Source organism: Odoribacter sp. N15.MGS-14 (assembly GCF_000980245.1).
GTDB classification, from domain to species: domain Bacteria; phylum Bacteroidota; class Bacteroidia; order Bacteroidales; family Marinifilaceae; genus Odoribacter; species Odoribacter splanchnicus.
In genome coordinates this window covers 1-12,602 of sequence record NZ_LARE01000074.1, presented here as the reverse complement: position 1 = coordinate 12,602, position 12,602 = coordinate 1, and the positions used below count along the sequence as shown (strand labels likewise).

Sequence of the window (12,602 nt, the reverse complement as noted above, 5' to 3'; positions counted from 1 at the left end):
GTTTACAGCCAAACCAAAAGCCCGGTCGCCCCGGATTATTGTTTTCGGATTCATAAAACCATGGCTCCGGGTCATCATCACTACTGCACACGAATTATCCCCATCTCTCAAGTTCGAAACAAAAAGTGTATCTTCCGATCTGGATAAAGCCAGCATCTGAGGCTCCGGCCACTCTCCATTTTGCCCCATAGGCGTTTGTACGATATTATTCAAGACAGATATCGACCGTACGTCCCGTTGATACTCTATTGTAAATATAGTACCTTCCTGATCACAGATCATCGCCTGAGGATAAATAAACTGAGCTTTATCCAAGGTGCCGTCTACAATCTGACTGTTACCCGCATCATCCGTAAATCCGGTAAGAGTGGAAACGTTTTCTTTAAAATTATATTTAAAAACAGAATCGGTCTCGATGGTCTGCTGTTGATCCCCTTTGCCAACCACAATCTTTATTTTCCCGGTTCCGGTCCGGGCAGCCAAAACAGCATAAATACGATTATTCCGAATACTGATCACAGGAGCTTCCTTTTCATTCACAAATACCCGTACCAGCGAAGTATCGCTACCGAAATTATTTCCCTTGATAATCAACTGAGATCCCACTCCACCACTCTGAGGAGTAAAGCCCTCATAAACAAGCGGTTTATCCGGATCGTATTGGATACTATCCACCTCGTCGTCCTTACACCCTATATAAAATAGAGTTACCGTTAATAAACAAATGTAAGAGAGGAGTACATTTGTCTTCCTGCTTTTTCTGTTCATAAGAGTAGGTATTAAATTAATAACATATATAATATTCTACAAAATATGCAAACGTATTCATAAACTGTCATCCTTAAAAAACGTTCGATTCTTTTGGTGGGATTCCGTCACAAGAACAATGGGACAGATGACATTGGATAAATGATAATTATTGGGAAGCTTCGTTTCCATTAAAAAAGAAAAAAGAAAGAAAAATGAGAAAAGAAGATAAGAATATAATTATTGATAATCAATTCAATAGAATCTATTCTTTGGGTACACTGTTCCATCGTCAATTGTCATTTATCAATTGTCAATTAACCAGGCGCCCTCCGGGTCCATTAACTTTACAAATATTATGAACTTTATAAACTTTCAACTAAAATAATCGAACGTTTTTATCATTCTTTTAAGCCTTTTACAAATTTAAAACGTTATCGGATTCACAGCTACAACAAAATTTGCAGATTATTGTAGGATATTTGCAAAGGTATTTATTCCATGTTTACCCTAAAGGTAGGTTTCGGCAGTTCAACTCCTTCGCATAAATCACTTTCCAACCCCGTTTATTTATTTCTTCAAAAGAGATTCTATTTGTTCGATAGATAGTTTTCACCAACCAGATATTTTTATTCAACAGATTTTTACCATATCACATATTTTTTTGCAAAGGAAGTCATAGCATACGCCACACGAAGACACAACCATTTTATTATTTCACAGTTTATACAAATACATCATTGAGATATCAATAATTTGTTTACAACAAATATGCAATATCATTTAGCAACAAACAAAAAAGGTTGTGTCACAGTTTGACACAACCTTTCCTTTCCGTATAATTCACCAAAAATTATTCATCGTCATCTGTTTCCTGATAAGCTTTCAACAATTCCTCCTGTACTTCAGACGGTACTTTTTCATAGCCTGCAAAATTCATTGTGAAAGTGGCCCGTCCACCGGTAATGGAACTCAGGGCAGTAGAATAACGCTGCATTTCCTTCAACGGCACTTTGGCTTTGATCTTCTGAAAACCGCTGTCGGCATCCATCCCCATAATCATAGCCCGGCGGGTTTGCAAATCGCCCATCACATCTCCCATATCTTCATCGGGCACCAGCACTTCGACATCATAAATCGGTTCCAGAATCTTCGGATTGGCTTTCCGGAAAGCCTCGCTAAAGGCATGACGTCCTGCCAAACGGAAAGAAATTTCATTGGAGTCTACCGGGTGCATCTTACCATCGTAAATACATACGCGAATATCCCGGGCATACGAACCCGTCAACGGCCCTTCTTCCATTTTTTCCATAATACCTTTCAGAATAGCCGGCATAAAACGGGCTTCGATCACTCCACCTACAATACAGTTGTAAAACACCAATTTACCTCCCCACGGCAAATCATATTCTTCTTTTCCTTTGATCGACATCTTGCTGTCCACACCACCGATCTTATAAGTCGTCGGCTCGGGCATTCCTTCTTCATAGGGTTCGATGACCATATGTACTTCCCCGAATTGTCCGGCTCCTCCGGATTGCTTCTTATGCCGGTAATCGGCCTGGGCATATTTCGTAATGGTTTCCCGATAAGGAATCTTCGGAGCATAAAATTCAATTTGAATCTTATCGTTGTGTTCGATCCGCCATTTCATCGTATTCAAATGAAATTCTCCCTGGCCCGAAAGGATCATTTGCTTCAATTCTTTGGAGTATTCCACCAACAAAGAAGGATCCTCTTCGTGCATCCGATAAAGCACTTCGGCCATTTTCTCCTCGTCGCCCTTATTCACTGCCCGGACAGCAGTACGGAAACGGGAATTCGGATATTTGATTCCGGGAAATACATAATCACAATCTTTCTCATTCAGGGTATCCCCGTTTCTCGTTCCTTTCAGTTTCACGGTCGCTCCGAGGTCACCGGCCCGGAGTTCCGTCACTTTCGTCCGGTTTTTACCGGCTACAGCATACAACTGTGCAATACGTTCTTTAGTACCGGTAGTCATATTGATCAAATCATCCCCTTCTTTCACCGTACCGGAAACAACTTTAAAATAGTTGATATCTCCCAGATGCTGCTCGATAGTCGTACTGAATACAAAAGCCGAAGCCGGGCCGTTCACTTCATAAGGCACCAGACGACCGTCTTTCGTAAGCATTCCCGGCATGGCAGCCGCACTCGGAGCCACGTTCACCAGGAATTCCATAAAACGCCGTACACACATATCTTTTTCGGCCGACACACAGAACACAGGGAACATATCACGGGCGATCAACCCTTTCCGGATACCGGCGCGCATTTCGTCTTCCGACAAGCTCCCTTTCTCAAAATAAAGCTCCATCAACCCTTCATCGTTTTCGGCAGCCGCCTCGATCAGGGCATTATGCAATTCGTCGGCTTTCTCTTTCTCCGACTCCGGGATCGGTAATACATCAGGTTTACCCCCCTCCGGTTTCCACTGATACATCTCCATTTTCAGGACATCCACCACCTGATTGAAACCGAGCCCCTGATTGACCGGATATTGCACCAGTACCACTTTCTTTCCGAAAGAAGCCTGTGCATGTTCAAGCGTTTGTTCGAAATTAGCTTTTTCATGATCCAGCTGGTTGATGACAAAAATCATCGGTTTATTTAAATTCCGGACATGCCGGCTAATAATTTCGGTCCCTACTTCGACACCCTTGACAGCATTGACAACCATCACCGCCGTGTCGGCTACATTCAGCGCAGAGATAACTCCACCGACAAAATCATCAGCCCCCGGAGTATCGATAAAGTTCAGTTTCTGATCTTTCCATTCGGTATATAATACTGCCGGAAAAACAGAAGAACCATACTCCTGCTCCACAGGCCTATAGTCAGAGGAAGTGTTTTTAGCACTTACGCTACCTCTGCGCGGGATGACCCCGCCCTCATACATCATCGCTTCAGCAAGTGTGGTCTTACCGGAACCAGCACTGCCTACAAGAGCGATATTCTTGATTTCATTCGGATTGTAGGTTTTCATGGTAATTAATTTTAGGTTATTCGTCAAAAATGTCGACTCAATCGTTTTAAATCGGTTCACAAATTAAACAGAATTTTTCTAAAATCAAAGAAACCCTGGTTCAAATTTAACAAAATCAATTTTTCCTTAGTTAAAATAACCATTGTTATTTCTTCCTTTTTTCCGGCTAAAAAACGAGATAAGAAATGTACCGTGTCTGTATACGATTTTGTCAGTATTTGTTAATTATTAAAAAACAAATGCAGGAAAAGCGATATCAGGCGTATACAATAAAAACTTTGGCGCATTTTTTGCACAGAAGAAAAAGATAAATATCAATCGATAAATAAAAAATGGAAAATACAACAATGTTTGGAGGTAGTCTTTGGATATGGGTTATATTCATCGGCTTCACAGTTATTAGCTGGCTGATCAGTCATCAACTGAAAAGCCGGTTTCAGAAATATTCGAAAATACCCACAGCAAACGGTATGACCGGAAGAGATGTAGTGGAAAAAATGTTGCGGGATAATGGAGTGACAGGCGTTAAAATCGGTTCTGTGGAAGGGATGCTGACCGATCACTACAATCCGGTGAATAAAACCATTAACCTCAGCCGGGATGTCTATTACGGAAACAGTATCGCCGCTGCAGCCGTAGCCGCCCACGAAACGGGCCACGCTCTGCAGCACGCCAAAGGATACAGTATGCTTAAGCTACGGTCAACGTTGGTGCCGGCAGTAGAGTTCGCTTCCCATTGGGTGCAATGGATTTTGCTGGCCGGTATCCTGATGGTGAACAGTTTTCCGGGACTATTGCTGGTCGGGATCGGGCTTTTTGCCATTATGACCTTATTCAGTTTCGTTACCTTACCGGTAGAGATCGATGCCAGTCACCGCGCATTAGCCTGGCTACGCAATTCCGGAATCACGGATTATCAAACCCAGGGATATGCTTTCGATGCCTTGAAATGGGCAGCCTATACTTATGTGATTGCAGCTCTCTCTTCACTGGCCACCTTGCTTTATTACATCATGATCTATTTAAACAGAAGAGATTGATCCATTGCTTCATGTGACAATTTTATCAAGATTAATTCCCAATAGCAGAAACGGGATCCAATAAAACGGATCCCGTTTTTTTATTGAATATCAGCAAGAATGCTTTTGCTATATATGGGTAACCGTATATTCACATTAAAAAATAAAAAAATCTGCTACCTCCTTTCGTCCCCCTCATCGTATATATAGAGTAAAATTAGCAAATCTTATAGAATGTTGGAATACGACAATAATTACATACGCCGTCTGATACAACTTAATTTGGTGGGTGGACTTTCCCCGGAAGAAAAAGGGAAATTGGAAAATTGGATTGATGAATCGGAAGAACACCGGTTACTTTTTTACAAAATAAAAAAGCAATTGAGTGTAAATGAAATAAGAAATTATTTACAGACCGATGTAGAAGATGCCTGGAAAAAAGTGAGGGAAAAGACGTTCGGAGCTCCCGCTGTCCGTCCGCGCAGGGGACTGAAGTGGTTGAAATATGCCGCAGTGGTGTTACCGGTTTCATTATCACTGAGTTTGTGGTATACCTGGAAAGAGAAAATGGAAAATAAACAGGCAACAGTGGCCTGTTTAAGTCCGGTTTTGACATTAGATAACGGAGAAAAATATCAGTTGGATCCGGAAGAACAAACAGAAATATATGTGGATGAGGAGGTAAAAGCATACCAGGCAGGAGGAGGGTTGATTTATGATACGACAGCCCGGCAAGAAGAAAATAAATATAACCGTATCGAAGTACCCCGGGGGAGCGAGTATTGGATAGTATTGCCAGATGGGACACGGGTGTGGCTGAATGCAGCGACCGAATTAAAATATCCGGTCGCATTCCATGCAAAAGAAAGACGGGTATATCTGAAAGGAGAAGCCTATTTCGAAGTGGCTCCCGATAAAAACCGCCCTTTCTATGTAGAAACAGAAGAGGTTAAAATCCGGGTACTGGGAACGGTGTTCGATGTGAATACCCACTACACCCGTGGGGTAAGGACCGTACTGGTCGAAGGTGCTGTAGCGCTTGAATGGGGTGATCAAAAAGAAATCCGGATGAAACCCGGAGAATTAGCTGACTTTGACCGCACAACGACAGAGGTTACTTTAAAGGAAGTGGATGTCACTTCCTATATTTCCTGGAAAGAGGGATATTTCGTTTTTGAAGACGAACCCCTGGAAGAGATCATGCACACCCTGTCGCTATGGTACGATAAAGAGTTTCTTTTTGTAGGAAAACGAAGCCGGACTCTTCACTTTTCCGGTCATATCAAACGTTATGAGCGGATAGAAACGATTTTGTCGGCCATTACCGACGTGACAGGAGTGGAATTCCGGATGAACGGACAAATAATTCTAATACGCTAGATATCAACTTAATTACAAATTTATGAAAAAAAGTCGATGGTGTTTCCAGGTTCCCCGGGGATATTGGAGGAAAAGCTGGAAGATAACAAAAATGTTTTCAGTATTGATGTGTGCCCTGACTTTTTCTGTATCTGCCGCTGCTTTTGCACAACACGAGCGGGTAACTTTAAATTTCAGGCAGGCTACGGTCAGACAGGTGTTGAATGAAATTCAGCGGCAAACCCGTTTGAGTTTTATTTACAACACCGAACAAACCGAACAATTGGGACAGATTTCTGTAGAAGCCCATAATGAGAGCGTGACGAGTTTATTGGATCGTATTTTGACCGGGACCGGTCTGACCTGGAAGATTCAGGAGGATCTGATTCTGATATCCCAGGCTGGTCCGGAAACCACAGCTATACCACAAGCCCAGGAGCAGGAAACCGTTCTGCTTACCGGAACAGTTACCGATGTTCAAAAAATGCCACTACCGGGAGTAACGGTGAAGATCTCCGGAACAAGTTTCGGAACTTCCACCGATGCTAATGGCAAATTCCGGTTCAGTTATCCCAAAAACAAGGCACAGATTGTATTGGAATTTTCTTTTGTCGGCATGCAGACAACTTCTGTAAAATATGCCGGTCAGAAAGAGATCGATGTGATCCTTTACGAAGATCAGAAGGAATTGGACGAGGTGGTAGTGACCGGTTACCAGGTACTGGATAAACGGACCCAGACCAGTGCCATTACAACGGTTAAAGCAGAGGATATTATGATTCCGGGGGTAACGAGCATTGACCAGATGCTGGAAGGACGTATTCCTGAAATGACCTTTATGCTGAATTCCGGAGAAGTGGGAGCTACTCCCCGTTTACGTGTCCGGGGAACTTCTACTTTGCTGGGAAACCGGGAGCCTCTGTGGGTATTGGACGGTATCGTGATGACAGACCCTGTCGATGTCGATCCCGACGATTTGAATAATCCCGATTACCTGAATATTATCGGTAATGCCATTGCCGGTATCAATCCTCAGGACATCGAACGGATCGATGTATTGAAAGACGCTTCTGCCACGGCTTTATACGGAACACGTGCAGCGAACGGAGTGATTGTAGTAACTACCAAAAAAGGACGGATCGGAAAACCGGTTCTTTCTTATTCCCACTCTTCTAAAATCACCCGCCGTCCACGCTATACCGACCGGAATATCAATCTGATGAATTCTCAGGAACGGGTACAATTCGGGAAAGCACTGGCAGACCAGCATTATATATTTCCTACCCAAATGCCGTTGGTAGGGTACGAAGGTGCTCTTTATCGTTTACAGAGCGGTCTGACAGACTACGATACTTTCCTCAACGAGGTAACCTGGTACGAACAGGTCAATACCGATTGGTTCGATATTCTGACCCGGGATGCGTATTCCCATTCCCATACGTTGAATGTAAGCGGAGGTTCGGATATCGTTCGCTATTATGCTTCCCTGGGATACGACCGGGATAACGGGGTTTCCAATACAACTTATACGGAAAGATACACCGTAACTGCCAAAATGGATGTACAGATGACTTCCAAAATGCTGATGGCAATCAAACTGAACGGTAATGTACAAAAGAAAAACCACCTGGTCTCCACCCTTGATGCGATGGATTATGCTTACAATACGACCCGGGCATTACCTTGTTTCAACGAAGATGGTTCCCTGTTTTATTACGAACGTTATAGAGGAGGATACGGAGGACAGGGAAATAAATACCTGCGTTATAATATTGTCAACGAAATTGACAACAGCTCCAGCGGATATGACGGTAAGGGTATCCAGGTCGATTTAAACCTGAAATACAACATTCTGCCCACCTGGGATGTCACAGCTACCGGTTCATATTCTGTCAGCAGCACCTTACAAGAAGATTGGTGGGGCGATAAAACAGCCTATGTCGCTGCTTTGAAAAACGGGGAATACGAAGATAAACCGATACCGGGAGATGACGGAAAATGTATTCTTCCCTATGGAGGTATTTTGAAAACCAAGAATTCAGATACGGAAAATCTGACATTCCGTTTACAATCCAATTACCGTAAACTGTTCGGAGAAGATGACCAGCATTTGATTACAGCCCTGTTAGGATATGAGGTTAATATGCTACGTTCCAAATCGATGAATAATGAAGTGAGAGGCTATTTGAAAGAAAGAGGGATGCAGTTTGCCGATATGAGTTCGCTGAACCTCGACGACTACCCTTTATATAAGGAATGGCTCCAGCAAAATCACCTGGCCCTAACCCGGGGATTGACCAATCAGTTGAGTTTATACTTATCCCTGACTTATGGTTATCGGGAATATTTTACATTGAATGTAAACGGACGTACGGATGCTTCCAACAAATTCGGAAGCCGGAGTAACGAACGTTTATTGCCGGTATGGTCGGTATCCGGCATGTGGAATATACAGGAAACTTTCCTGAAAGAGGCTTCCTGGTTGTCTGAAATGCGCTTACGCATGTCTTACGGTATGCAGGGAAATATGCTGGACGGCCAGACTCCGAATATGCTGATCACTCAACAACCGATAAATTCTTATTACAACGAGAACGTCTCCAATGTATATCAGTTCCCGAACCCCAACCTGAAATGGGAAGAAACGAAGCAAACCAATATCGGATTGGATATGAGCTTTTTTAACGGACGCCTGAATATCGGTGGAGATTTTTACTACAAAAAGACTGAAAATGTCTTCTCTTGGGTAAATGTAGCTCCTACCAATGGATTGACTTCTTATCTGATGAATAACGGGAGTTTGAAAAATGTCGGTTATTCGGTCACTTTGTCGGCAACTCCAGTTAAAATCAATGATTTTGCCTGGAGAATTTCTACCAGTTATTCAGCGAATAAGAACAAGACACAAACGGATGCCGTCGAAAAATACGAACTGGAAGATTATCTGGCAGGTACGGCTATCATTAGCGGAGAATCTGTCGGTACGTTTTACTCCTATGAATTTTTGGGATTGAACGCACAAAACGGAACACCGGTATTCGATGACTATACCGACCGCCGGCATTTACTGGAAGACAAAAGTCTGGAAGATGTAGTCCGTATGGTGATGACGAAGAGCGGGACCCGGGAACCGGTCTTTAGTGGTAATCTTTTCAATACATTTACCTGGAGAGGAATCACTTTATCCTTCAACCTGGCCTATAGTCTGGGTTCCAAAGTGCGTCTGTTCGCTCTGTACGAACCGATCATTTCGGGAGTCAGTGCGGAAAATAATGTACGGAAAGAGTTTGTCAACCGTTGGCAAGTGCCCGGAGATGAAAAACGTACCCGTATTCCGGCCATTATCAATCGTTCGGACGAGATGTACGATTACTATAACCGCCATTGGTCGCAGGAGCAAAGTAATAAAACCAAAACTTTTGCCTATAACCTCTGGGATATGTATGACAATTCCGACATCCGGGTAGTCAGCGGTAATTATCTGAAAATGCAGACACTGACTTTACGTTATTCCTTACAACCCAAATTGCTGAAAAAGACTCCGTTTTCTTCCGCTTCAGTTTCTTTCAGTACACAGAATCTGTTTACCATCTCCGCCAAGGCCCTGAAAGGCCAGGACCCTTCACAAGCCGGATTTGCTAAACCGAATCTTTCGGTACGTCCGAATTATACGATAGGACTAAATGTTTCATTCTGATAAAAATGATGGATATGAAAAAAATAATATACGGAATTGTAGTCGCCTTGTTTTGTTCCGGATGCGATAATTTCCTGGAAGAGTATTCGCAATCGCAGACGGTTGCCAAAAAAGTCTCTCATTTCGATGAAGTATTGTTGGGGGACGGATACTTACCTGCCCAAAACAGAGCTTATATTTCAACGGATCATGCCGGTTTCCTGAATATCATGGATGACGATGTCACTACGGTGGGAGGAAGCGGACTAGCCGTTTTCTTTTGGCCGAATTGTAGTGTAAATCTGTTCGGCTATTATGCCTGGCAATTAGAAGTAGGACGTAATCCCACGGGAGATGTATTACGGGATGACAGTCAGACCTGGCTCGATTTTTACCGGCGCATCAATGTGATGAATGTTATTCTGAAGGAAATCGACGACATCTCTGTCAGTTCTCCATCTGAAGAACTGGATCGGATCCGGGTAAAAGGAGAGTGTCATTTTATACGGGCCTCCCTTTATTTCACTCTGGTCAATCTGTACGGGAAAGCCTATAATAAGGCTACTTCGGCTACGGACTACGGAGTTCCTTTGAAATTAACGGAATATGTAGAACACGACAAAGATAAGAAAACCCAGTTTGAACGTACTCCCGTCGCAAAAATATATGAACAAATCGTAGAGGATTTGAAGACAGCGGTAAATTATTTGACGGAAAGTCCGCAAAAACGCCCCTTACACAGGGCTTCCAAAGAAGCTGCACAATTATTGCTCAGCCGGGTATATCTTTATATGCAGGACTGGCATAATGCAGCTCTGACAGCTGAAGAGCTGTTGAAAGAAGATACGCGGCTTTACCACATGTCCGCCCGGGATTCTGCCAGAATATTCCTGTCGGAAGACAATACGGAAGTTCTTTTCTCTCAGGGTTCTATGAATTTTTACAATGGGATGACCGGAGACAGAGGTGATTTTGCAGTATCTGACAGCTTGGTACAATTGTATGACCAAGAGAATGATTACCGCCGGTATTTTTTCGGAAAGAACCAGAGTACTTTTGCCAATTCATTACAATGGAAATACGATACGATCGCAGTTCCACACGTATCCGATATTTACACGTTACGGATTGCCGAAGGATATCTGAACCTGGCTGAAGCATACGCCATGGAAGATAATTTCCAGGGGGCCAACCAGTATCTGCGGTTACTCCGCGAAAGCAGAATCCGGAATTATGTACATACAACTTATACCGGAGAAAAACTGGTGGAAGAAATCCGGCTGGAACGCCGCAGGGAACTCTGTTTCGAAGGACATCGCTGGTTCGACCTGAGACGTTATGCGGTATGTGAAAAATATCCTTATAGCAAACAAATCCGGCATGCATTTAATGTATACGACGGTAATAAATACGAATGGGACCATACCGATATTTATGTATTGGAGAAAAATGATCCGGCTTATGTGATGCAGATTCCGAAATCTGTATTGGAATACGACGAAGAACAAATGCCGGAAAATCCGAGAAACAAACGTTCTCCGCTGGGCGATGACGAATAGTTGACAATCAATAAAACAAAAGTATGAAAAAAATAGGATTATATATGCTGCTGGCCTGCCTGCTGCTGGCTTGCCAGAAAGAGGACGGGATAACCCCCGGAACCGGATTTGAAAATCTGTATACGATCCAGGATGATCCGAATGATTCCATTCAGCACAAACGGTATGAACTGTATACCACTTATGGGGTTCCGGTCTTTTTTAACGATACCATCGGAAAAGTGTTTGTGAAAACAGATGTTAACGGAGATTCGGTTTTCCGTTATGAAACCCTGGATCTGAACTGGGCATTCAACGGGACAAACAGCGGATCGGTCACCTATCAGGTGACCCGGCTGACCGATCCCGGACTGATGATGAAATCTTTACGTTTTGCGGAAATTTTTCTGAAAAACAGCCAACAGGCACTTTATCCATATGCATTGTGGCTGACAGAAAAATGTTATCAACTATCTTCTGCAGGAGTAGAACAAAAAGAAATAATCAGCCGTTACCGGAACCTGATGTTTTCCTGGATAGATCAGATAAACGAAGAGGATATGCTGGAAAAGGCCGCCGGTTACCGGAATGAAATCGTGAAACTAAAGGTTCAGAATTATAGTGACGAACTGAATGCTTTCAATAATATGTTGGATGAAAGTCTATATGATAAAAATTGGGGGGAGTTTTACCCGGACGAACGTATTCCTTATTGGAGAAGTTCGGCCAGTTTACAGATTTGGTTTCCTTGGCCGCTAGTGGAAGAATGGGAACAGGACAGCAGTTACCGGAAAGAGATGATGACCTATGGAAATGTTACCAATCCGAATTGGCCGGAAGGAGTCTGGACGGATGAAGAATTTGATAATTATGCCCTCTATTGCCGGGGATTAGTCGGAACATTGGGGTTTGTCAGCTATGATCCAAGGTATGGAAACCGTTTTACGCCTAGAAATACAGATGTTGATCTGGAACTTTACCTGGAGGAGATGATGAAATATCCCCGGAAACAATTTCTGGAACGCTGGGAAAGTTCCCCGCTTGTGATTAAGAAATATGAAATCCTGTATGCCATCATCCGGGACGAGTTAGGTGTTGAATTATAATACTGAATTGTATATGAAAAAGATCGAATATTTTTGTTGTCTGCTAGGGCTGGTATTGACAGGACTGGCTTGTCAGGATGACGATGAGACGACTGTGATCCCGAAGCCGGAAGGGATTACCTACGGTACGGTAACGGATAAAGGAGG

General features: G+C 43.2%; 7 protein-coding genes. 5 read left to right on the top strand and 2 right to left on the bottom strand.

Features of this window, described 5'->3' with window-relative positions; all coding sequences use genetic code 11:
- A partial coding sequence (locus tag WS34_RS12615) for an IPT/TIG domain-containing protein (protein WP_046405200.1) occupies positions 1–768 on the bottom strand: 768 nt, incomplete at its 3' end.
- Positions 769–1,600: 832 nt separating this feature from the next.
- Positions 1,601–3,757: an elongation factor G2 gene (gene fusA2, locus WS34_RS12610; protein WP_013612390.1), complete on the bottom strand. Its 2,157-nt coding sequence runs from the start codon at positions 3,755–3,757 to the stop codon at positions 1,601–1,603.
- A gap of 332 nt (positions 3,758–4,089) precedes the next feature.
- Between fusA2 and WS34_RS12605 the strand changes: the two genes are divergently transcribed.
- The 5 genes from WS34_RS12605 to WS34_RS12585 all read left to right on the top strand — a co-directional run bounded on the left by WS34_RS12605 (position 4,090) and on the right by WS34_RS12585 (position 12,455).
- The gene (locus tag WS34_RS12605) at positions 4,090–4,797 is read left to right on the top strand and encodes a zinc metallopeptidase (protein WP_013612391.1); all 708 of its coding nucleotides are present in this window, start codon (positions 4,090–4,092) and stop codon (positions 4,795–4,797) included.
- 213 nt (positions 4,798–5,010) lie between these two features.
- Entirely contained in the window at positions 5,011–6,156 is a 1,146-nt protein-coding gene (locus WS34_RS15690; RefSeq protein WP_087383827.1) for a FecR family protein, read from the top strand.
- A gap of 22 nt (positions 6,157–6,178) precedes the next feature.
- Positions 6,179–9,832, top strand: a complete 3,654-nt coding sequence (locus WS34_RS12595; protein WP_286693769.1) for a SusC/RagA family TonB-linked outer membrane protein — start codon at positions 6,179–6,181, stop codon at positions 9,830–9,832.
- Positions 9,833–9,846: 14 nt separating this feature from the next.
- Entirely contained in the window at positions 9,847–11,370 is a 1,524-nt protein-coding gene (locus tag WS34_RS12590; protein WP_286693768.1) for a RagB/SusD family nutrient uptake outer membrane protein, read from the top strand.
- Positions 11,371–11,393: 23 nt separating this feature from the next.
- Positions 11,394–12,455 (top strand): hypothetical protein, encoded by a 1,062-nt coding sequence (locus WS34_RS12585; RefSeq protein WP_046405197.1) that lies wholly within the window; start codon positions 11,394–11,396, stop codon positions 12,453–12,455.
- Positions 12,456–12,602 lie beyond the last annotated feature (147 nt).

Bases quoted from the DNA above. Each gene is read 5' to 3' on its own strand.
- fusA2 (WP_013612390.1), bottom strand. From the start codon at position 3,757: ATGAAAACCTACAATCCGAATGAAATCAAGAATATCGCTCTTGTAGGC.
- WS34_RS12605 (WP_013612391.1), top strand. From the start codon at position 4,090: ATGGAAAATACAACAATGTTTGGAGGTAGTCTTTGGATATGGGTTATA.
- WS34_RS15690 (WP_087383827.1), top strand. From the start codon at position 5,011: ATGTTGGAATACGACAATAATTACATACGCCGTCTGATACAACTTAAT.
- WS34_RS12595 (WP_286693769.1), top strand. From the start codon at position 6,179: ATGAAAAAAAGTCGATGGTGTTTCCAGGTTCCCCGGGGATATTGGAGG.
- WS34_RS12590 (WP_286693768.1), top strand. From the start codon at position 9,847: ATGAAAAAAATAATATACGGAATTGTAGTCGCCTTGTTTTGTTCCGGA.
- WS34_RS12585 (WP_046405197.1), top strand. From the start codon at position 11,394: ATGAAAAAAATAGGATTATATATGCTGCTGGCCTGCCTGCTGCTGGCT.